Here is a 21,723-nt window from a genome sequence, read left to right as displayed (position 1 = left end):
CATGGCTCGCGGCGCTCCGGTCCGCACCATCGGGACCGCCTGAACACGTTTGAATAGGAAACCCCCAACGCATGTCGTGGCTAAAGAAACTCATGCCGTCCGGCATCCGCACCGAAACGGTCGCGGCCAAGCGGCGCAGCGTGCCCGAGGGTCTGTGGGAGAAGTGCGACCGCTGCGGCGCCGTGCTGTATCGCCCCGAGCTCGAGGAAAACCTCGAGGTCTGCCCGAAATGCAGCTTCCACATGCCGATCCGCGGCCGGGTCCGGCTGAACGCGTTGTTCGACCCGGGCAGCACGATCGAGATCGGCGCCGAACTGGGCCCGGTCGACGTGCTCAAGTTCAAGGACCAGAAGAAATACTCCGAGCGGATCAAGGCCGCGCAGAAAGCCACCGGCGAGCGCGACGCGCTGATCGCGATGCGCGGCACGCTCAAGCAGCGGCCGCTGGTCGCCGCGTCGTTCGACTTCGCCTTCATGGGCGGCTCGATGGGTTCGGTGGTCGGCGAGCGCTTCACCCTGGGCGCCGAGACCGCGCTGCAGATCGGTAGCCCGTTCGTGTGCTTCTCCGCCAGCGGCGGCGCGCGCATGCAGGAAAGCCTGTTCTCGCTGATGCAGATGGCCAAGACCTCGGCCGCGCTCGGCCGCCTGCGCGCGGCGGGCCTGCCGTACATCTCGGTGATGACCCATCCGACCACCGGCGGCGTGTCGGCCTCGTTCGCGATGCTCGGCGACATCAACATGGCCGAGCCCGAAGCGCTGATCGGCTTCGCCGGCCCGCGCGTGATCGAGCAGACCGTGCGCGAGAAACTGCCCGAAGGCTTCCAGCGCAGCGAATTCCTGGTCGATCACGGCGCGGTCGACCAGATCTGCGACCGGCGCGAACTGCGCGATCGTCTCGCCCATCTGCTGGCGATGATGATGAAGCAGCCGCAGCCCGAGGACGACGTCGAAGCGGCCTGAGCGGCCGCTTCGACGGGAATCGGGAATGGGGAATGGGCAATCGGAAAAATCAAAGCCAAAGCCGCAGCGCGCGCTTTGGCTTTTTCGATTCCCCATTCCCGATTCCCCATTCCCGCGTTGGAACTGTGAACCCGGAGGCGCTACGCGGCCTCGTTCAGCTGCGCGGCACCGTAGCGCACGCGGCATGCGGCAAACTCGGGTTGCGGCGATCCCCCGACGGCACTGCGCCGTACCGCGCCGCCTGGCTTTGATTCCCCATTCCCGATTCCCCATTCCCGAACCGAATACATGACTCGCAAATACTTTGGTACCGACGGCATCCGCGGACGCGTGGGCGAAGGCGCGATTTCCGCCGATTTCGTCCTGCGCCTGGGCAACGCGTACGGCCACGCGCTGATCCGGCGCGGCTGGCGCAACCCGATGGTCATCATCGGCAAGGACACGCGCATCTCGAACTACATGTTCGAGGCCGCGCTCGAAGCCGGCCTGGTCGCCGCCGGCGTGGACGTGCAGTTGATGGGGCCGATGCCGACCCCGGCGGTCGCGCACCTGACCCGCTCGCTGCGCGCCGACGGCGGCATCGTGATCTCGGCTTCGCACAATCCGCATTACGACAACGGCATCAAGTTCTTCTCGGCCGAGGGCGAAAAGCTCGACGACGAAACCGAGCTGGCGATCGAGGCCGCGCTGGAAGAACCGTTCCGCACCGTCGACTCCGAACGCCTGGGCAAGGCCGTGCGCACGCGCGACGCGATCGGCCGCTATCTGGAAGCGTGCAAGAACTCGGTGCCGCGCGGTTTCGACCTCAGCGGCATGCGCATCGCGATGGATTGCGCCAATGGCGCGACCTACCAGACCGGCCCGCTGGTGCTGCGCGAACTCGGCGCGCGCGTGGATGCGATCGGTATCGATCCCAACGGCTTGAACATCAACGACGGCGTGGGCTCGACCCATCCGCAGACCCTGGTCGAACGCGTGCAGGCCACCGGCGCGGACCTGGGCATCGCGTTCGACGGCGACGGCGACCGGGTGCTGTTCGTCGACGGCGAAGGCCGCATCTGCGACGGCGACGATCTGCTGTACGTGCTGGCGACCGACTGGCAGCGCAGCGGACGCCTGCAGGGCCCGGTGGTCGGCACCTTGATGACCAATTACGGCCTGGAGCGCGCGTTCGAACAACGCGGCATCGGTTTCCTGCGCGCCAAGGTCGGCGACCGCTACGTGCATCAGCAATTGATCGCGCACGGCGGCACCCTCGGCGGCGAAGCCTCCGGCCATCTGCTGTGCCTGGACCGCACCAGCACCGGCGACGGCATCGTCAGCGCGCTGCAGGTGCTGGAAGTGCTGGGCCGCACCGGCCTGACCCTGCGCCAGGCGCTGGACGGACTGAGCCGGGTGCCGCAGAAGACCGTCAACGTGCGCTTCGAAGGGACGTCCAAACCAACCGAAGCGACGTCGGTGAAAGAGGCGTTGAAGCAAGCCGAAGTGGCCGTCGCCGGCCATGGCCGCGCGTTCCTGCGCCCGTCCGGTACTGAGCCCGTGGTCCGCGTCACCGTCGAAGCCGACGATGCGACGTTGATGCAGAACACTCTCGACAGCCTTGCGGCGGCGGTACGCGCGGTGGTTTGAGTCGCGCGGGTGGATTCCCCCCTTTGAAAAAGGGGGGCTAGGGGGGATTTGCTTTTACCTTCAATCGCACCGCGTCGTGCGGGAAAGCAAATTCCCCGCGCTCCAGTTCTTCGCGTCGAAACGCACCGACGCCGGGCGCTCGCCCCCTTTTTCAAAGTGGGCGATGGAGTTCGTTGGGGCTCCGATCACCAAGATGCATTCCCCTCTTTGGAAAAGGGGGGCTAGGGGGGATTTGCTTTTACCTTCAAGCGCACCGCGTCGTGCGGAAAAAGCGAATCCCCCGCGCTCCAGTTCTTCGCGTCGAAACGCACTGGCGCCGGGCGCTCGCCCCCTTTTTCAAAGTGGGCTATGAAGTTCGTTGGCGCTCCGATCACCAAGATGCATTCCCCCCTTTGAATAGGGGGTGCTAGGGGGATTTGCTTTTACCTTCAAGCGCACCGCGTCGTGTGGGAAAAGCAAATCCCCCGCGCTCCGATTCTTCGCATCGAAACGAACTTGCGCCGGGCGCTCGCCCCCTTTTCCAAAGTGGGCGATGGAGTTTGCGCGTCAGTGGGTGATCAAGTTCGCGGATCGCCGCCATAACCCGCACGCGCAACAGGGCAACACCCAAGCCCTTTGCCTCAACGCTGCTGAAACCGCGTCAACATCTCCCACGACTGACTCACCGCCGCCGGATCGACCTTCGCGTCCGGCAGCGGCCGGTAGTTGCGGTCCACCACCGTCGCCGCGCCGTAGTTGTCGAACAGATAGATCCGGTCGCCCTGGCGGATGCCGCGCTGCGACCAGCTTTCCACCAGCAGCGGACGCGCCGCCTGGGCCGGGCCGAACAGGTCGCGGCCGGTGCTGTAGTCGTTGGGATCGTTGCGGCAGCCCAGCGCGTGCTGCATCACGGTCGGCACGAAATCCTGATGCGAGGTGGTGTGGCTGAATTTGCGCGGCGGCTTGCCCGGCCAGTGCAGCACGAACGGCGTGCGCAGCTGGTAGTCGGAAAAATTGCCGTTGTGGCCCCAGTAGTTCTGCTTGAGGTCGTTGAACTCCTCGCCGTGATCGCCGGTGATCAGCACCACCGTGTCGTCGGCGAAGGGACTGGCCTGCAGGCTGGCCAGCAACTCGCCGATCAGCGAATCGCTGTAATGCACCGCGGTGCGGTAGCGGTTGAAGTCCGGGATCGGGTCGTGGTCCGGGCCGAATTCCAGCGGATTGATCGACTCGGCCATCGGCTTGAACAGCGGCGGGTAGCCCTCGGGCATGTAGTAGGGCTGGTGCGGCGAGTCCAGGAACACGAAGCCGAAGAAGCGTTGGTCGGGCCGGGTCGCGGCGAGGTCGCGGCGCAGGCTGTCGACGATCGCGCGGTCGCGTTGCGCGCTGTGGCGTTCGCGCGGGCCGTTGACGATGTGATCGCGCACCTCCGAGAACACGGTGCGGTCGAACTCGGGGTTGTACAGCGGCGCGCTGCCGTAGATGTGCATCGCGTAGCCGTCTTTCTTCATCTGGCCGATGAAGGCCGAACCGCGCTGCTCGGCCAGCATCGGATGCCAGTAACCGCCGGGCAGGCCGTACAGCAGGCCGAACAGGCCGAAGCGGGTCGCGTTGCCGGTGCTGTAGTGGTCGTCGAACCACTGCGATTGCTGGGCGTAGCGCCAGGTGTTCGGCATCACGGTCGGATCGAGCGCGTCGTGGCGCAGCGATTCGAGCAGGATCACCACCACGTTGAGCTTGGGCGCGGCCTCGCAGTCCAGCGGCTTGCGCGGATACGCCAGCAGGCCCGAGCCGACCCCGGGCAGGGCCGAGTTGGGATCGTTCTTGACCCCGAAGCGGTGCAGCGAATCCTTCAGCGTGATCGGCTGCGCCCACGGGATGTACGGCAACTGCGACAGCACCGCGCGATCGCCGCGCGCATCGTAGTAGGCGACCATGGCCTGCCCGAACAGCATCACCGCGATCGCGACCCACCAGGCATGCACGATCTTCACCGCGCCCGGACGCCGCGCGACCCAGCGCCAGCACAGCCAGGCGGCGGCGATTTCCAGCGCCAGCACCGTGCCGACCGCCAGCGCGATCAGGCCCCAGACCGTGCCGGAAAACACCACCTGGTCCTGCATCGCGCCGCCGAACACCATGTTGGCGACCATCGCGTTGAGGTGGAAGCGGTACAGCGCGAACACCTTGGCGTCGGCGACCAGCAGGCATAGCCAGGCCGCCTGCAGGATCACCGCGGCCACCGTCATCCAGCTCGCGCGCCGGCTCAGGCCGCCGAGCAGCAGCGGGATCAGCCCGAGCAGGGCGCCGAAGAACACGAAGTGGCCGGGCAGGGCCAGGGTCAGGAAGAACGCCGCCTTCCAGTGCTCGGCCAGATGGGCGAAGGGAATGTTCGAGGCGGCGATCGCGATCGCGACCGCCGCATTGCCCAGGGTGAAGCCGGTCAGCCAGGCCAGGGCACGGCGTGCCGGGGTGGCGGGGCGAACGGCGGGGTCTTGCATGCGGTGCGGGCCTCGGCGGGCGTCGTTGCAACCGGCGGGCAACGCCGGGTCGGGGCGCGACTTTATCGCGTAGCAAAGCGGTAAGACACCACCTTTGGGCGGGCCGGTCGATCCGGTCACGGCTTGTGTGCCAAGCGGTTCAGGCTGGGGCGGTTTCGTTCATCCCCGCGCCACCGCGCCGGGGCGTTCGGCGTGCCGCCAGGTCGGGCTTGCGCGCCGGTGGCGGCTTTGAGCGAAGATAGCGGCCTATTCGGACGAGACACCAACAGGACAACCACGTGAGTCAGATTCCCACCCTGGACATTCGCCGCTTCGACACCGACCGCGAGGCGTTCGTCGCCGAACTCGGCGCGGCCTACCGCGAATGGGGCTTCGCCGGCATCAACGGCCACGGCATCCCGGCCGAGCAGATCGATCAGTCCTACGACGTGTTCAAGCGCTTCTTCGCGCTGCCTGAAGACGTCAAGCGCAAGTACCACGTGCCCGGCGGCGGCGGCGCGCGCGGCTACACCCCGTTCGGCGTGGAGACCGCCAAGGGCGCCAAGCACTTCGACCTCAAGGAGTTCTGGCACGTCGGCCGCGAGATCCCGCGCGACTCCAAGTACGCCGCCGACATGCCGGCCAACCTGTGGCCCGACGAAATCCCCGAGTTCCGCGAGCAGGCCTACGGCCTGTACACCACCCTGGACCAGCTGGGTTCGCGCGTGCTCAGCGCGCTGGCCCTGCACATCGGCCTGCCGCAGACCTATTTCGCCGACAAGACCGATTTCGGCAATTCGATCCTGCGCCCGATCCACTACCCGCCGATCACCGCCGACGACATCCCCAACGAGCGCGCCGGCGCGCACGAGGACATCAACCTGATCACCCTGCTGGTCGGCGCCAGCGCCGCCGGCCTGGAAGTGAAGTCGCGCAAGGGCGAGTGGGTGCCGTTCACCGCCGACGCCGACACCATCGTGGTCAACATCGGCGACATGCTGCAGCGCCTGACCAACCACGTGTATCCCTCGACCACCCACCGCGTGGTCAACCCGCCCGGCGAGAAGGCGCGCCAGCCGCGCTATTCGACCCCGTTCTTCCTGCACCCGAATCCGGATTTCCTGATCGACGTGCTGCCCTCGACCATCAGCGCCGACAATCCCAGCCGCTATCCCGAGGCGATCACCGCCCAGGGCTATCTGGAAGAACGCCTGCGCGAGATCAAGCTGAAGTAAGCGTCCGCCGCGATGGCGTTCGTCGCGAAGCCGGCCTTGCGCCGGCTTCGTCGTGTCCGGCCCGGGGCGACGCCGCACGCGGCCGGTTCGGGCGATCCGTCAGACCATCCAGAAGAACACCGCGGCCATGCGCATGGTGTCCAGGGTCCGGCCCCAGTAACCGCTGGCGCTGTGGATCAGGTTGGCGCGGTACAGCAGCAGGCGGTTGTAGCGGTGAGGCACCACGACGTCCTCGACGAAGGCGTCGGGCGCGACGAAGCGGGTGCCCAGGGCCTCGACCAGATTGGCGTGCGGCGGCGACACGGTGTTGCCGCCGCGCTGACCGTTGCCCAGGCGCTGGCGGTAGAAACCGGTGCCGCAGTGGTCCGGCACCGTGGGGTTCAAATACAGCACCGCGGCGTAGCGGCACATCGTGCGCGAATCGGTGTGCGGGCGCGGCTCGCATTCGTCGATGCCGACCACCTGCACGCAGTTGTGATTGAGGGTCTGGCCGTCGGGCGCGGCGCCCACCCATAGGCGCGTCGCGCCGAGCGCATCGCGCACCCGGGTCTCGACGATCGCCAGTTCGTCCTCCTGCAGGCCCGGCATGGCGCGCTGCCCGGGCCAGCTTTCGGGTTTGTACGGATAGCCCTGGCTCCAGTCGGTCTTGGCCAGAAAGCGCGCGCGCACGCCGTCGGGGTCGGGCAGGATGTCGTCGACGACCCAGTAATCGCGGCCTGGCGTGGGTTTGCGATACGGCAGGATCGGCAGCAGCGGGCGGGGCGGGGTCGGTTTCATGGTGCTCACTCTAACCACGCCGATCGCCTGCGCCGGCTCGCGGGACAGGCGGTTTGCATCGATATTGCGACGTGATGCCGCATCGTGTGTACGCAACCTGGGCTGCGGACGTGTCCGGCGTGCGGATTGTCGGGAGGCCGGCTGCGCTCGCCCGTGTCCGCGCGCGGGGCCGCGACCTCCGGGTTTCATCGCTGCATTCGCTGCGGACATGACGAAGCCGGCCTGTGGCCGGCTTCGTCGTCGTACAAGCGGGCGTCCTTGCCCCAGCCCGCGACCGCGATAGTGGGCCGCGCGGCGAGCCCGCCTCCGGGGCCCCGATGGTTCGGCCGATCCTTCGGCCCGATGCGCGATCCCTGCGATGGCGGCGGACCCGATCCCTCGCGCCCGCCGCCACGGTGCGGTCAAGCCGCGATCAGCAACCGATCGCGGTGCACAGCGCGACGATGTTGTCGTCGTTGAAGCGCGCGCCCACCCAGGCGGTGCCGAAGGCGCCGATGTGCGGGCCGCTGACCACGCTGTTGACCTGGTTGCCGGCGCTGGAGTTGGGCGTGTAGTTGATCAACCACGCGCCGCCGCTGGCGCCGTAGGTCATGTCGCAGCCCTGGACCACCACGTTGGTGCCTTCCGACGGCGCGTCGTAGGTCTGGCCGGCGCAGATGTTGGTGTACTGCGTGCTCAGGTTGCTGGCATAGCCGTGCGAGTAGGTGAACAGCGAATACGGCTGGTTCCAGGCGCGGCCGAGCCAACCGACGTAGCTGGTCACCGGGATGCCGCTGACCTGTTCACCGGTCAGCTTGATCACCGCCACGTCCCAGCGGCGGGTGCCCTGGTTGATCCAGTTGGTCGGCACGCGCGCGGTGCTCCAGCCGAACTTGCCGTACGGCGCCTCGCCGTAACGCTCGGCCGGCACGAACAGGAAGTTCGAGTTGAAGCCCGCGCCGAAGGTGTAGACGCAATGCGCCGCGGTAGTCAGCACCGCGGTGCCGCTGGAGACCTGCGCGGTGCAGTAGGAACTGCCGCCGCTGGGCGTGGTGAAGTACAGCTTGCCGATCTTGTTCCACGGCGACGCCTTCCACTGGGTGGTGTAGTAGTTGCCGAGAGTGCGGGTGTAGCCGTAGTGCGCGCCGTCCTTCTCCTGCGAGATCGAGACGTCCGGGGCGGCGCCCTGGCGCGCATCCAGCGCGTCGAGCTTGTCCCAGGTGGCACGGAAATGGCTGCGGGCGAGGTAGTTGCCGAACGCCGGCGCGTCGCCGCCCGGCGCGCTGCCGGCGGTGCGGACCAGCTTGTCGGTCAGTTCGGCCGAAGCGGCGGGGCCGGCCTTGCTGTCGCGGTCGACCCAGACCGCCGGCTTGGCCGCGGCGCGCTGGCGCGCAGTCGCGAACGGATGGGCCTGGGCGGTCTTGGCGTTGAGCTGCTGCGACTTGGGCGCGTCGATCGAGGTGACGTCGCCGTAGGCGGTGCGGATCACTTTTTCGCCGGCCATCGCGAGGGCGGCGGAGGAGAGCAGCGCGATGCCGCTGAGCAAGGCGAGCTTGCGGGACAGGCGGCACGGGGGATTGATGCGATGCGACTTCATGATGGTGGAGCTCCTTGTGGTATCGCTTCCATTGGCGATTGACGGGTCGAGGACTGCGGAACCGGCGCGCTCGACCCGAACGGCGCGCCGGCGTTGAAACCCGGGTCACCGGGCGAGCGCGAAGCGGCGGGCAACAGCCCGGCGCCCCACGCCGCCAACACGGCGGCGCAAGCGATCGTTCGGCGGTGACGGCCCCCTTGTGGGCGGCTAACCCCAGGAAACGGCGGTGCAGGCGCCCGCAGGACAGGCCGGCAGCGAAAAGAAACCGCGATCGCGGCCGCGTCGAGCCGCGGCCGGGTACCGGTTCATCGGCCGCAAAGCCTGTGGCGGCAAGGGTTTGCGCCCAGCGGCCGAGGTGGTTGGGCGGAACTGGGATGTTTCAGCCATGTAACCTGATTTGGCCTGCGCGCCTTATGCCGAGTCCACGCTCATGGGGCGGCTACTTTTGTGGGAGGGGCTTCAGCCCCGACGCTTTCCGCTCAGCCGCCGCGCAACCCGGCTTCTGAAAGGAAAGCGTCGGGGCTGAAGCCCCTCCCACAAAAGACCTCGATGGGCCGAAGCGATCGGGCGATCTACGCAGCACCGCGCCAATCCGCGCCACGACCGACAGGCAAGATTGCGACAGCCCAACCAACGACATCGATGCAAGCAACGAAGTCTCTAGTGGGAGGGCCTTCAGGCCCGATGCTTTCTTCTCAGATCGCCGCGAATCGAGCTTCGTCGCAAACAGTCCGGCAAAAGGCGATGCGATCTCAGACAAGACCACAGGGGCTGAAGCTCCTCCCACAACAGACCTCGCCGCGGACGATCAGGCGTCCCGCACCGCGACCCCGGCCGCGCGCAAGGCCTCGCGCCAGGCCGACAGCTTCATGTCGTGGCGTTGCGAGGCATTGGCCGGGCTGGTCGAGGGCAGGCGCAGCAGGGTCAGGTCCGGACGCGCCAGCGACTTGTGTACGAACCGGCGGAAACTCGCCTCGGCCTTGGCGCCGTTGAACAGCACCGTGGCGACACGCGGATGGCCGGCAAAGAAGCCGGCGAAGTCGTTGGCCACCGCGGTGTCGTCGCGGATCGCCGAGTCCAGGCTGCCTTCGCGCTCGCACTGGGCGAGCACGTCCCACAGCGCGATCCCGGCCGCGCGCAGGGTCTCGATCCGCTGCGGGTACTCCAGCTCCGGCCCGGCGCCGATCAGCGCGCCCATGATCGGCCAGAACCTGTTCTGCGGATGCGCGTAATAGCGGCCGGCGGCGAGCGAGGCCGCGCCGGGCATGCTGCCGAGGATCAGCACCCGCGCCTGCGGCGACTGGATCGGGGCGAAGCTGTGCAGCACGGGCGGGTTCGAGGTCGGGACCATGGTGTATGCAATGGGGACGAAACCGCGCTCGCCAAAGGCGGGCTGGGGCCGTCGGCCGCGGGCGTGACGCCGGTCGCGGACTGCGCGCGCGGACTGCGTCGCAGTTCGCCGCGTCGCGGCCGGGTTCGCCCAAACGCCGCCCAGCCGCTAGACTGCGCCGTCTTCGCACCAAGGGAGTGGCCATGCGCCGCAGGATCGTCGCCGGAAACTGGAAGCTGCATGGCAGCCGCGAATTCGCATTCGCCCTGCTCGATGAAGTCGCGGCGCAGACGCCGCCGGCCGGGGTCGAACGGGTGATCCTGCCGCCGCTGCCGTACCTGGGCGAACTGGTCGAGCACTACGGCGAGCGCGGCCTGAACTTCGGCGCGCAGGACGTGAGCTGCAACGTCAAGGGCGCCTACACCGGCGAAGTCTCCGCGGCGATGCTCAAGGAAGTCGGCGCGGTCTACGGCCTGGTCGGCCATTCCGAGCGCCGTCAGTACCACGGCGAAAGCAGCGAACTGGTCGCGCGCAAGTTCGCCGCGGCCAAGGCGGCCGGGCTGGTGCCGATCCTGTGCGTGGGCGAGACCCTGAGCGAACGCGAGGACGGCAAGGCGCAGTGGCGGCTGCAGGAACAGCTCGCGCCGATCTTCGAACTGGTCGGCGTGCTCGGCCTGGACGGCGCGATCCTCGCCTACGAACCGGTCTGGGCGATCGGCACCGGCAAAACCGCCAGCCCCGAGCAGGCCCAGGAAATGCACGCATTCATCCGTAGCGAAATCGCGGCGCACGATGCTAGAATTGCTGGCTCGCTACCGATCCTTTATGGCGGTAGCGTGAAAGCCGACAATGCCGCCGCGCTGTTTTCCCAGCCCGACGTCGATGGCGGCCTGGTCGGCGGCGCCTCCTTGGTCGCAGCGGACTTCAACGCCATCGCGGCAGCGGCGGCACCCTGATCGCGACGTTCCGGCGAACCACTCCGGGCCGACGCGGTCGTAACGAGTTCCACCCAGCGAAGAATCCCTAACGATGCTGTTGTTCCTCAACGTCATCTATGTGTTGATCGCGATCGCCATGATCGCGCTGATCCTGATGCAACGCGGCGCGGGAGCGCAGGCGGGCTCGGGTTTCGGCGGCGGTGCCTCGGCGACCGTGTTCGGCGCCCGTGGCTCGTCCAACTTCCTGTCCAAGGCCACCAAGTGGCTGGCGATCGCGTTCTTTGTGATCAGCCTGTTCATGGCCTGGCAGGCGAGCCGCGTCCCGAGCGCCGCGCCGAGCAAGCTCGATCAGAGCGTGATGAATCAGCAGATCCCGGCGACCCAGCCCGCTCCGGCCGCCGGTACTCCGGCCGCGCCGGCGACTGGCGTCCCGGCCGCTCCGGCCAGCACCGCTCCGGCCGGCACGGCCCCGCAGGTTCCGTCGGGTCAGGCCGCTCCGGCAGGCACGGTTCCGTCCGCGCCGTCGGCGACACCCGCGCAGGCGCCGGCCCAGCAGGCAGTCCCGGCAAAGCAGCCGGCTACTGGCGGCTGAGATAAACAGGTTAAAATAGAGTTCCAGTATCCTGCTTCGGATGGCAGGGTCGGTCAGCGATGACCAGGCGGCTTCGCAAAGCGCTTACGAAGTCCAGGCCAGGATGGCTAGGTTGGTAGCAGTGCCCAGATGGCGGAATTGGTAGACGCACTACCTTGAGGTGGTAGCGACTTAGGTCGTGGGGGTTCGAGTCCCCCTTTGGGCACCACATCCAACTGTCAGCTTTATCGAGTTATTCGCAACTCGCACCACGGTACGCAGGTGCGGCACGCACGGCGGGCCGCGCCGCGTGTCCACACGACTGGGCGCTGTGGCGCCAAGCCAAGGTCGCGGAAACGCGCCCATGTAGCCGAACAAGTAGCCGAGAGAACACCGCGTGCTGGCCGAATACCTGCCGACTCTGCTGTTCCTGATCGTCGCCGGTGGTATCGGCGTCGCCCTGTTGGTGGTAGGCAATGTGCTCGGGCCCAAGCGCCCGACCGCGGAGAAATTGTCTCCCTACGAATGCGGCTTCGAAGCCTTCGAAGACGCGCGCATGCAATTCGACGTGCGCTATTACCTGATCGCCATCCAGTTCATCATCTTCGATCTGGAAATCATCTTCATCGTGCCCTGGGCCACCGTGTTCCGCGATCTCGGTCCGGTCGGGCTCATCGAGATGGGCATTTTCGCCAGCATGCTCCTGCTCGGCTTCGTTTACGTCTGGAAGAAGGGAGCGCTCGAATGGGAGTGATCCAAACCGTCAGCGACACCGTGTCGGGCCTGATGCACAACCCGATTCCGGAAGGACGCCTCGACGACATCCTGCGCCCGGAAGGCGAAAACCCGCTGCTGCAGCAGGGGTTCGTCACCACCAACCTGGACACGCTGTGGAATTGGGCGCGTACCGGGTCGATGTGGCCGATGACCTTCGGTCTGGCCTGCTGCGCGGTCGAGATGATGCACGCCGGCGCCTCGCGCCTGGACCTGGACCGTTACGGCGTGGTGTTCCGCCCGTCGCCGCGCCAGTCCGACGTGATGATCGTGGCCGGCACCCTGGTCAACAAGATGGCCCCGGCGTTGCGCAAGGTCTATGACCAGATGCCCGACCCGAAGTGGGTGATCTCGATGGGCAGCTGCGCCAACGGCGGCGGCTACTACCATTATTCCTACGCCGTGGTGCGCGGCTGCGACCGCGTGGTCCCAGTCGACGTCTACGTGCCGGGCTGCCCGCCGACCGCCGAAGCGCTGGTCTACGGCATCCTGCAGCTGCAGCGCAAGATCCGCCGCGGCACCAACTTCGGCGACAACAAGCAGGGCGTGCGCGAATGAGCGGCGTTGCTCCGAGCAGCGCGCAGCTCGCCCAGCGCTTGAACGAACGCTTCGCCGGCGCGTCGGTCGTCGTGGCGCAGCCGCGCGGCGAAATTACCCTTGAAGTGGCGCCGACCGAATGGCTCGCCGCAGCGCTCGCGCTGCGCGACGAATTCGGTTTCGAACAGTGCGTCGACGTCAGCGGCGTGGACTACCTGAGCTACGGCAGCGACGAATGGGACACCGACGTGTCCTCGGAAGGCTTCTCGCGCGGCGTGGAAGGCAAGAGCGCCGGCCGTTTCCGTTGGGGCGAGTCGCCCAACGGCGCCGCCGATTCGCTGCCGGCGCGTCGGTTCGCGGCGGTCGCGCATCTGCTGTCGTGTCAGCACAACCAGCGCGTGCGTCTGAAGACCTTCGCGGCCGACGACGACCTGCCCGTGGTTGGTTCGCTGTGCCACATCTGGCCGGGCGTGAATTGGTTCGAGCGCGAAGCGTTCGATCTTTACGGCATCGTGTTCGAAGGCCACCCGGACCTGCGCCGGATCCTCACCGACTACGGTTTCGTCGGCCATCCGTTCCGCAAGGATTTCCCGCTGATCGGCAACGTCGAAGTGCGTTACGACGCCGAAAAGCGCCGGGTGATCTATGAGCCCGTATCGATCGACCCGCGGGTCGGCGTGCCGCGGGTGATCCGCGACGACGCGCGCTACCAGACCGCGGTGGGCGAGATTGCCCAGCGCGAGGTGAAGTGATGAGCGAGCCCGCTACCAACATGCCGCTGGTCAACAGCGGCACCTCCGGCCTCAACAACGCCGAGATCCGCAACTACACCTTCAACTTCGGTCCCCAGCATCCGGCCGCGCACGGCGTGCTGCGCTTGATCCTGGAGATGGACGGCGAAGTGGTGCAGCGCGCCGATCCGCATATCGGCCTGCTGCATCGCGGCACCGAGAAGCTGGTCGAGTCCAAGCCGTTCAACCAGTCGATCGGCTACATGGATCGCCTGGACTACGTGTCGATGATGTGCAACGAGCACGCTTACGTGCGCGCGATCGAAACCCTGCTGGGGATCGAAGCGCCCGAACGCGCGCAGTACATCCGCACCTTGTTCGACGAAATCACCCGCATCCTCAACCACCTGATGTGGGTCGGTTCCAACGCGCTCGACCTGGGCGCGATGGCGGTGTTCCTGTACGCGTTCCGCGAGCGCGAAGAGCTGATGGACTGCTACGAAGCGGTCTCCGGCGCGCGCATGCACGCGGCGTATTACCGTCCCGGCGGCGTCTACCGCGACCTGCCCGAGCGCATGCCGCAGTACAAGGAATCGCCGTGGAAGAAGGGCGCCGGCCTCAAGCGCTTCAACGCCTGGCGCGAAGGCTCGATGCTCGATTACCTCGACGCCTTCGCGAATGACTTCCCCAAGCGCGTCGACGAATACGAAACCCTGCTGACCGATAACCGCATCTGGAAGCAGCGCACCGTCGGCATCGGCGTGATTCCGCCCGAGCAGGCCCTGGCCTGGGGCATGACCGGGCCGATGATCCGCGGTTCGGGCATCGCCTGGGATCTGCGCAAGAAGCAGCCCTACGCCAAGTACGCGGAAGTCGATTTCGACATCCCGGTCGGCGTCAACGGCGACTGCTACGACCGCTACCTGGTGCGCATCGCGGAAATGCGCGAATCCACCCGCATCATCAAGCAGTGCGTGAAGTGGCTGCGCGCCAACCCCGGCCCCGTGATCGTCGACAACTTCAAGGTCGCCCCGCCCAAGCGCGAGGAGATGAAGGACGACATGGAAGCCTTGATCCATCACTTCAAGCTGTTCTCGGAAGGCTATTGCGTGCCGGCCGGCGAGACCTACGCCGCGGTCGAAGCGCCCAAGGGCGAATTCGGCTGCTACCTGGTCTCCGACGGCGCCAACAAGCCGTTCCGCTGCAAGCTGCGTGCGCCGGGCTTCGCGCATCTGTCGTCGATGGACGAAGTCGTCAAGGGCCACATGCTGGCCGACGTCGTGGCGATGATCGGTACCTACGACATCGTGTTCGGCGAGATCGATCGGTGAAGACGGGAATCGGGAATAGGGAATCGGGAATCGAAAAAGCTGAGGCTGCGCGAGGTCGCGCCGAGCATCGATCGTTCCGGATTTTTCAATTCACCGCGTCCTGTTCCAACCGATTCCCGATTCCCAATTCCCGATTCCCGGCTTTACCCCTATGAAAGCGACAGGCAATTTCGAGGCCGCACAGCACGTCGATCCGATGGTGGCACTGTCGGACGGCACGCGCGCGCACATCGACCACTGGCTGGCCAAGTTTCCGCCGGACCGCAAGCGCTCGGCCGTGTTGCAGGGCCTGCATGCGGCGCAGGAACAGAACGGCGGCTGGTTGACCGATGAGCTGATCGCCGCGGTCGCCAAGTACCTGAGCCTGCCGCCGGTGTGGGCCTACGAGGTCGCGAGCTTCTACTCGATGTTCGAGACCGAAAAGGTCGGCCGCAACAACGTCGCGTTCTGCACCAATATCAGCTGCTGGCTCAACGGCGCGGAAGACCTGGTCCGCCACGCCGAGAAGAAGCTGGGCTGCAAGCTCGGCGAATCCACCGCCGATGGCCGCGTCTTCCTCAAGCGCGAGGAAGAATGCCTGGCCGCGTGCTGCGGCGCGCCGGTGGTCGTCGTCAACGGTCATTACCACGAGAAGCTCGACGCGACGAAAGTCGACGAGCTGCTCGATGGTTTGAAGTGAGGTCGGGCGAGATGGCTCACGGTCACCACGACTATTCCAAGGGCTACGGCCCGGTCGGCCCGGCTCCGCAGGAGCACCAGGTCGTCTATACGACGCTGCACTACGACACGCCGTGGTCGTACGAAAACTATCTGAAGACCGGCGGCTACAGCGCGCTGCGCAAGATCCTGACCGAGAAGACCCCGCAGGACGAGATCATCAACGCGGTCAAGGCCTCGGGCCTGCGCGGTCGCGGCGGCGCGGGTTTCCCGACCGGCCTGAAGTGGAGCTTCATGCCCAAGGGCAGCGGCACCCAGAAGTACATCCTGTGCAACTCGGACGAATCCGAGCCGGGCACCGCCAAGGACCGCGACATCCTGCGCTTCAATCCGCATTCGGTCGTCGAGGGCATGGCGATCGCCTGCTACGCGACCGGTTCGACGGTGGCCTACAACTACCTGCGCGGTGAATTCCATCACGAGCCGTTCGAGCATTTCGAGCAGGCGCTGAAGGAAGCCTACGAGAACGGCTGGCTGGGCAAGAACGTGCTCGGCAGCGGCGTGGACATCGACATCTACGGCGCGCTCGGTGCCGGCGCCTACATCTGCGGCGAAGAAACCGCGCTGATGGAATCGCTGGAAGGCAAGAAGGGGCAGCCGCGCTACAAGCCGCCGTTCCCGGCGAACTTCGGCCTGTTCGGCAAGCCGACCACGATCAACAACACTGAGACCTACGCCTCGGTGCCGGCGATCCTGCGCAACGGCGCGGAGTGGTTCTTGAACCTGGGCAAGCCCAACAACGGCGGCCCGAAGATCTTCTCGGTGTCCGGCCACGTCGCCAACCCGGGCAATTTCGAAATCCGCTTGGGCACTCCGTTCGCCGATCTGCTGCAGATGGCTGGCGGCGTGCGCAACGGCAACAAGCTCAAGGCCGTGATTCCCGGCGGTTCGTCGATGAAGGTGCTGCCGGCCGAACAGATGCTGGCCTGCACGATGGACTACGACTCGCTGCAGAAGGCCGGTTCCGGCCTGGGCTCGGGCGCGGTCATCGTGATGGACGAAACCGCCTGCATGGTGCGCGCGTGCCAGCGCATCGCGCGGTTCTATTTCAAGGAAAGCTGCGGCCAATGCACGCCGTGCCGCGAAGGCACCGGCTGGATGTACCGCATGCTGACCCGCATCGTCGACAAGCACGCGACCTTGGAAGACCTGCAGATGCTGCGCGCCGCCGCGGGCCAGATCGAAGGCCACACCATCTGCGCGTTCGGCGAAGCCGCCGCGTGGCCGGTGCAGGGCTTCCTGCATCACTTCTGGGACGAGTTCGAGTACGCGATCGTCAACAAGCGGTTCCTGGTGGACGATCAGGCCGCGGGCACCGTGGTCGAGAAGAAGGTGGCTGCATGAGCGCCCAGCCGGTAAACCCGAATCTTCCGCCCGACCACGTCACCGTCTTCATCGACGGCGTCGAGATGGCCGCGCCGAAGGGTTCGATGATCATCCAGGCCGCCGACAAGGCCGGCATCCCGATCCCGCGTTTTTGCTATCACGACAAGCTGGCGATCGCGGCGAATTGCCGCATGTGCCTGGTCGAAGTCGAGAAGATGCCCAAGCCGGCGCCGGCCTGCGCCACGCCGGTCATGGACGGCATGAAGGTCGTCACCCGCAGCGAAAAGGCGTTGAAGTCGCAGCGCAACGTGATGGAGTTCCTGCTGGTCAACCATCCGCTCGACTGCCCGATCTGCGATCAGGGCGGCGAGTGCGAGTTGCAGGACCTGTCGATGGGCTACGGCCGTTCGGTCAGCCGTTTCTCCGAGCGCAAGCGCGTGGTGCCCGACGAGGACATCGGTCCGCTGGTCGCGACCGAAATGACCCGCTGCATCCAGTGCACGCGCTGCGTCCGTTTCACCGCCGAAATCGCCGGCACGTATGAACTCGGCGGCATGTACCGCGGCGAGAACCTGCAGATCGGCACCTTCGACGGCAAGCCGTTGACCACCGAGCTGTCGGGCAACGTCATCGACGTGTGCCCGGTCGGCGCGCTGACCAACAAGGTGTTCCAGTTCAAGGCGCGTCCGTGGGAACTGACCGCGCGCGAGTCGCTCGGTTATCACGACGCGCTCGGCAGCAACCTGTTCCTGCATCTGCGCCGCGGCGACGTGCTGCGCACCGTGCCGCGCGACAACGAAGCGGTCAACGAGTGCTGGCTGTCGGACCGCGACCGTTATTCGCACCAGGGTCTGTACGCGGAAGATCGCGCGCAGCGGCCGTTGGTCAAGGAAAACGGCGAGTGGCGCGAGGCGTCGTGGGATGAGGCGCTGGCGCGCGCGGCGAAGATCCTGCGCGACAACGCCGGCGACAATCTCGGCGTGCTCGTGCATCCGGCGACGTCGAACGAAGAAGGCGCGCTGCTCGCGGGCCTAGCCGAAGCGCTCGCTACCGGCAATATCGATCACCGCATTTCGCAGCACGATCTGTCCGACGCTGCCGTGGCCGAAACCTTCGCCATGCCGGTCGCCGAGATCGACCAGGCCGATGTGGTGGTGATCGTCGGCAGCAACCTGCGTCACGAACTGCCGCTGGTGCATCAGCGCGTCCGCAAGGCGTTCACCCGCGGCGCCAAGATCCACGTGGTCAACCCGGTCGATTTCGACTTCACCTTCGACATCGCCAGCAAGCGCATCGTCGCGCCGTCGCAGCTCGCCGCCGCGCTCGGCGACAGCGCGCTGAGCGAGATCGTCAAGGCCGGTTCGCACGCCGCGATCATCGTCGGCGCGCTGGCCGAGAACGGCCCGTACGCCGCTTCGATCCGCGCCGCCGCGAAGTCGCTCGCCGATGCGACCGGCGCCAAGCTGTGCCGCATTCCGCAGGGCGCCAACGCCGTCGGTCTGGCCCAGTACGGCGTATTGCCGAGTTCGCGCGACGCTGTCGGCATGCTCAGCGATGCGCGCAGCGCTTACGTGATCTACGGCATCGAGCCGGGCCTGGATTTCGCCGATACCCAAAGCGCGCTGCGCGCGCTCGGCGCGGCCCAGGTCGTGGCCTTCAGCCATTACGCCTGCCGTTCGACCAAGGCCGTCGCCGACGTGATCCTGCCGATCGGCCTGCTGCCCGAGGTCGATGCGACCTTGACCAATCTCGACGGCATCGCCCAGAACGCGTCGGCCGGCGGCAAGCTGCCGGGCGAAGCGCGTCCGGGCTGGCGCGTGCTGCGCGCGCTCGGCGGCGAATTGAACGCCGATGGCTTCGCGTTCACCGATCTGGCCGGTCTGCGCGCCGGCATCGCGCCGCGCGCCGTCACGCCGGCCGCGGGCCGCGCGCCGACGGTGACGGTGACGGTGACGGTGACGGGCGAGGGGCTCGAAGTCGCCGTGTCGACCGCGATCTACCGCAGCGACGCCACCGTACGCCGCGCGCCGGCGCTGCAATCGCATCCGCTCAACCTGGAACCGCGCGCCGTGCTCAATCCCAACGATGCGGCCGCGCTCGGTTTCGGCGACGGCATGGTCGGCAAGTTCAGCGCCGAGGCCGGCACGGCGACGTTGCCGGTCGTGCTCAGCGCGCAGGTCGCGCCGGGCACGGTGTGGATCGAAAGCGGGCATGGCGCCACCGCACCGCTGGGTGCCGGCCGCGTGCAGGCGGGGAGGGCTTAAACCATGGCCGATGGAATGTTCTTCACCCAGGTCGTCGACCCGACGCGCGAATGGTTCCTGTCGTTCGGCATGGCCGGCGCGGTGGCCTGGATCGTGCTCAAGATCCTGCTGATCGCGATGCCGGTGATCATCACCGTCGCGTTCTACGTGGTCTGGGAACGCAAGCTGATCGGCTGGATGCACGTGCGCCGCGGTCCGATGTACGTCGGCATGGGCATCCTGCAAGCCTTCGCCGACGTGTTCAAACTGCTGTTCAAGGAAGTGATCCAGCCGACCAAGGCCGAGTCGTTCCTGTACAAGCTCGCGCCGCTGCTGACCCTGGCGCCGGCGTTCGCGGCCTGGGCGGTGGTGCCGTTCGATGCGAAAGCCGTGTTGTCGAACGCCAACGCAGGCTTGCTGTACTTGCTGGCGATGACCTCGCTGGGCGTGTACGGCATCATCCTCGCCGGTTGGGCGTCGAACTCGAAGTACGCCTTCCTCGGCGCGATGCGCGCCGCCGCGCAGGTCGTGTCCTACGAAATCGCCATGGGCTTCGCCATGGTCGGCGTGATGGTCGGCGCCGGCAGCCTGAATCTCACCGACATCGTGATGGCGCAGTCCGGCAACGCCGGCGCGCTGGAATGGTTCGCGCTGCCGATGCTGCCGCTGTTCGTGGTGTATTTCATTTCCGGCGTGGCCGAGACCAATCGCGCGCCGTTCGACGTGGTCGAGGGCGAGTCGGAAATCGTCGCCGGTCACATGGTCGAGTATTCGGGTTCGGCGTTCGCGCTGTTCTTCCTGGCCGAATACGCCAACATGATCCTGATCAGCTTCTTGACCGCGATCTTCTTCCTCGGCGGCTGGCTGAGCCCGTTCCAGGGCCTGGGCATTCCGCTGCTGTCGGTCGACGGCTGGTGGTGGCTGTTCGCCAAGGTGTTCTTCTTCGCCAGCTGTTTCATCTGGTTCCGTGCTTCGTTCCCGCGCTACCGCTATGACCAGATCATGCGGCTGGGCTGGAAGGTCTTCATCCCGCTGACCATCGCCTGGATCTGCGTAGTCGCCGTCATGGCGTACTACAAAGTGTTCCTGCCGAACGTGTAAGGACAGGCATCCTCGACATGAATCGCATCGTTTCCTATTTCAAGAGTCTGCTCCTGATCGAGCTGATGCAGGGCCTCGGGCTGACGCTCAAGTACCTGTTCAAGCCCAAGTACACGCTGATGTACCCGATGGAGAAGACCCCGCAGTCGCCGCGTTTCCGCGGCATCCACGCGCTGCGCCGTTATCCCAACGGCGAAGAGCGCTGCATCGCCTGCAAGTTGTGCGAGGCGGTGTGCCCGGCGCTGGCGATCACGATCGACTCGGAAAAACGCGCCGACGGCACCCGCCGCACCACGCGTTACGACATCGACCTGTTCAAGTGCATTTTCTGCGGGTTCTGCGAGGAGTCCTGCCCGGTCGACTCGATCGTGGAAACGCATATCCACGAATACCACTTCGAACAGCGCGGACAGAACATCGTCACCAAACCGCAGCTGCTGGCGATCGGCGACCGTCTCGAAACCGAGATCGCCGAGCGCCGCGCCGCCGACGCCGCCTTCCGCTGAGTACTGATATGGATCTCGCCCAGATCGCCTTCTTCGTCTTCGCCGCCGCGGCCACGCTTTCAGCCGTGGCCGTGATCAGCGTCAAGAACCCGGTCCATGCCGCGCTCAGCCTGGTGCTGACGTTCTTCTCGGTCGCCTGCGTGTGGATCATCGCCGGCGCCGAATTCCTCGGCGTGGCCCTGATCCTGGTCTACGTCGGCGCGGTGATGGTGCTGTTCCTGTTCGTGGTGATGATGCTCGACATCGACGTCGCGCCGCTGCGCGAAGGCTACGTCCGCTATCTGCCGGTCGGCCTGCTGGTCGCGGTGGTGATGCTGGTGGAGATGGTCACCCTGATCGGGGTCAAGGCCAGCATCGTCGCGCCGCTGACCGCCGACGCCTCGGGCGGCTCCAACACCAAGTGGCTGGCGATGGCCTTGTTCACCGACTTCCTGCTGCCGTTCGAGGTCGCCGCGGTGATCCTGACCGTGGCGGTGATCGCCGCGGTGATGCTGACCCTGCGCCGCCGTCCCGGCGCCAAGCACCAGAATCCGAGCGAGCAGTCGCGGGTCCGCGCCAGCGACCGCGTGCGCCTGATCAAGATGGACGCAACCAAGCCCGCGGTGGTCGAAGAACCCACGCCCACCGAGCCCGCCGCGCAGGAGGCCAAGCCATGAACGAATTCATCGGGTCGGGCCTGGCCCTGGGCCACTATCTCGCCCTCGGCGCGGTGCTGTTCTGCATCAGCGTCGCCGGCATCTTCCTCAATCGCAAGAACGTGATCGTGTTGCTGATGTCGATCGAGCTGATGCTGCTCGCGGTCAACATCAACTTCGTCGCGTTCTCGCGCCAGTTGGCCGATCCGGCCGGTCAGGTGTTCGTGTTCTTCATCCTCACCGTCGCCGCCGCCGAGGCCGCCATCGGCCTGGCGATCCTGGTCACGCTGTTCCGCAACCGGCGCACGATCAACGTCGCTGAAATCGACACGATGAAGGGCTGATCCG

At 66.6% G+C, this 21,723-nt stretch carries 20 protein-coding genes, 1 tRNA gene and 1 pseudogene; 18 read left to right on the top strand and 4 right to left on the bottom strand.

The features are described from left to right. The first annotated feature begins 71 nt into the window (after window positions 1-71). Together accD and glmM are read left to right on the top strand one after the other, a co-directional pair. Window positions 72-959, top strand: a complete 888-nt coding sequence (gene accD / locus KME82_RS14365) for an acetyl-CoA carboxylase, carboxyltransferase subunit beta (RefSeq protein WP_215494655.1) — start codon at window positions 72-74, stop codon at window positions 957-959. Window positions 960-1,247: 288 nt separating this feature from the next. Next, window positions 1,248-2,588 carry a phosphoglucosamine mutase gene (gene glmM / locus KME82_RS14360; protein WP_215494654.1) on the top strand — a complete coding sequence of 447 codons (1,341 nt, stop codon included), beginning with the start codon at window positions 1,248-1,250 and terminating at the stop codon, window positions 2,586-2,588. A gap of 620 nt (window positions 2,589-3,208) precedes the next feature. Here glmM and KME82_RS14355 read toward each other — a convergent pair. Then, complete coding sequence (locus tag KME82_RS14355) at window positions 3,209-5,068, bottom strand: DUF3413 domain-containing protein (RefSeq protein ID WP_215494653.1); 1,860 nt, start codon at window positions 5,066-5,068, stop codon at window positions 3,209-3,211. A gap of 278 nt (window positions 5,069-5,346) precedes the next feature. Between KME82_RS14355 and KME82_RS14350 the strand changes: the two genes are divergently transcribed. Further along, entirely contained in the window at window positions 5,347-6,282 is a 936-nt protein-coding gene (locus tag KME82_RS14350) for an isopenicillin N synthase family dioxygenase (protein WP_215494652.1), read from the top strand. A 99-nt stretch (window positions 6,283-6,381) separates the two neighbouring features. Here the strand turns inward: KME82_RS14350 and KME82_RS14345 are convergent, their stop codons facing one another. Both KME82_RS14345 and KME82_RS14340 read right to left on the bottom strand, forming a co-directional pair. Continuing rightward, window positions 6,382-7,059 carry a DUF6445 family protein gene (locus tag KME82_RS14345; RefSeq protein WP_215494651.1) on the bottom strand — a complete coding sequence of 226 codons (678 nt, stop codon included), beginning with the start codon at window positions 7,057-7,059 and terminating at the stop codon, window positions 6,382-6,384. Window positions 7,060-7,471: 412 nt separating this feature from the next. Beyond that, the gene (locus tag KME82_RS14340) at window positions 7,472-8,635 is read right to left on the bottom strand and encodes a trypsin-like serine peptidase (protein WP_215494650.1); all 1,164 of its coding nucleotides are present in this window, start codon (window positions 8,633-8,635) and stop codon (window positions 7,472-7,474) included. A gap of 549 nt (window positions 8,636-9,184) precedes the next feature. On the opposite strand from KME82_RS14340, the pseudogene KME82_RS27125 reads away from it, so the two are divergent. Beyond that, a pseudogene (locus KME82_RS27125) lies at window positions 9,185-9,355 on the top strand (DUF6053 domain-containing protein); the annotation flags it as partial. 88 nt (window positions 9,356-9,443) lie between these two features. On the opposite strand, the gene KME82_RS14335 reads toward KME82_RS27125, so the two are convergent. Then, a complete protein-coding gene (locus KME82_RS14335; RefSeq protein ID WP_215494649.1) occupies window positions 9,444-9,986 on the bottom strand; it encodes a DNA-deoxyinosine glycosylase in 543 nt (180 codons plus the stop codon). 182 nt (window positions 9,987-10,168) lie between these two features. On the opposite strand from KME82_RS14335, the gene tpiA reads away from it, so the two are divergent. The 14 genes from tpiA (at window position 10,169) to nuoK (ending at window position 21,719) form a co-directional block, all read left to right on the top strand. Continuing rightward, on the top strand, window positions 10,169-10,921 hold the full coding sequence (tpiA, locus tag KME82_RS14330) for a triose-phosphate isomerase (protein ID WP_036108560.1): 753 nt from the start codon (window positions 10,169-10,171) through the stop codon (window positions 10,919-10,921). A 73-nt stretch (window positions 10,922-10,994) separates the two neighbouring features. Beyond that, window positions 10,995-11,495 (top strand): preprotein translocase subunit SecG, encoded by a 501-nt coding sequence (gene secG, locus KME82_RS14325; RefSeq protein ID WP_215494648.1) that lies wholly within the window; start codon window positions 10,995-10,997, stop codon window positions 11,493-11,495. Between the two features lie 123 nt (window positions 11,496-11,618). Beyond that, window positions 11,619-11,703, top strand: a tRNA-Leu gene (locus KME82_RS14320). Window positions 11,704-11,871: 168 nt separating this feature from the next. Then, a complete protein-coding gene (locus KME82_RS14315; protein WP_036108557.1) occupies window positions 11,872-12,228 on the top strand; it encodes an NADH-quinone oxidoreductase subunit A in 357 nt (118 codons plus the stop codon). Continuing rightward, window positions 12,219-12,806 carry a NuoB/complex I 20 kDa subunit family protein gene (locus KME82_RS14310; protein ID WP_036108556.1) on the top strand — a complete coding sequence of 196 codons (588 nt, stop codon included), beginning with the start codon at window positions 12,219-12,221 and terminating at the stop codon, window positions 12,804-12,806. Before KME82_RS14315 ends, KME82_RS14310 begins: the two co-directional genes overlap by 10 nt. Next, complete coding sequence (locus KME82_RS14305; RefSeq protein WP_215494647.1) at window positions 12,803-13,537, top strand: NADH-quinone oxidoreductase subunit C; 735 nt, start codon at window positions 12,803-12,805, stop codon at window positions 13,535-13,537. Before KME82_RS14310 ends, KME82_RS14305 begins: the two co-directional genes overlap by 4 nt. A 20-nt stretch (window positions 13,538-13,557) precedes the next feature. Next, a complete protein-coding gene (locus KME82_RS14300) occupies window positions 13,558-14,847 on the top strand; it encodes an NADH-quinone oxidoreductase subunit D (protein ID WP_215499079.1) in 1,290 nt (429 codons plus the stop codon). 151 nt (window positions 14,848-14,998) lie between these two features. Next, window positions 14,999-15,526: an NADH-quinone oxidoreductase subunit NuoE gene (gene nuoE, locus KME82_RS14295; protein WP_046656793.1), complete on the top strand. Its 528-nt coding sequence runs from the start codon at window positions 14,999-15,001 to the stop codon at window positions 15,524-15,526. 11 nt (window positions 15,527-15,537) lie between these two features. Beyond that, window positions 15,538-16,908: an NADH-quinone oxidoreductase subunit NuoF gene (gene nuoF / locus KME82_RS14290; RefSeq protein WP_215494646.1), complete on the top strand. Its 1,371-nt coding sequence runs from the start codon at window positions 15,538-15,540 to the stop codon at window positions 16,906-16,908. Continuing rightward, a complete protein-coding gene (gene nuoG, locus KME82_RS14285) occupies window positions 16,905-19,154 on the top strand; it encodes an NADH-quinone oxidoreductase subunit NuoG (protein WP_215494645.1) in 2,250 nt (749 codons plus the stop codon). The genes nuoF and nuoG overlap by 4 nt, the downstream gene beginning before the upstream one ends. Window positions 19,155-19,169: 15 nt before the next feature. Next, window positions 19,170-20,234 carry an NADH-quinone oxidoreductase subunit NuoH gene (gene nuoH, locus KME82_RS14280; protein WP_215499078.1) on the top strand — a complete coding sequence of 355 codons (1,065 nt, stop codon included), beginning with the start codon at window positions 19,170-19,172 and terminating at the stop codon, window positions 20,232-20,234. Window positions 20,235-20,251: 17 nt separating this feature from the next. Further along, window positions 20,252-20,740, top strand: a complete 489-nt coding sequence (nuoI, locus tag KME82_RS14275) for an NADH-quinone oxidoreductase subunit NuoI (RefSeq protein WP_036108548.1) — start codon at window positions 20,252-20,254, stop codon at window positions 20,738-20,740. Between the two features lie 8 nt (window positions 20,741-20,748). After that, window positions 20,749-21,396 carry an NADH-quinone oxidoreductase subunit J gene (locus KME82_RS14270; RefSeq protein WP_215494644.1) on the top strand — a complete coding sequence of 216 codons (648 nt, stop codon included), beginning with the start codon at window positions 20,749-20,751 and terminating at the stop codon, window positions 21,394-21,396. Beyond that, window positions 21,393-21,719 (top strand): NADH-quinone oxidoreductase subunit NuoK, encoded by a 327-nt coding sequence (nuoK, locus tag KME82_RS14265; protein ID WP_036108545.1) that lies wholly within the window; start codon window positions 21,393-21,395, stop codon window positions 21,717-21,719. The genes KME82_RS14270 and nuoK overlap by 4 nt, the downstream gene beginning before the upstream one ends. Window positions 21,720-21,723 lie beyond the last annotated feature (4 nt).

Source organism: Lysobacter capsici (assembly GCF_018732085.1).
Lineage (GTDB): Bacteria > Pseudomonadota > Gammaproteobacteria > Xanthomonadales > Xanthomonadaceae > Lysobacter > Lysobacter capsici_A.
The sequence above is the reverse complement of the archived record's forward strand: the minus strand, read 5'-3'. Positions and strand labels throughout refer to the sequence as shown.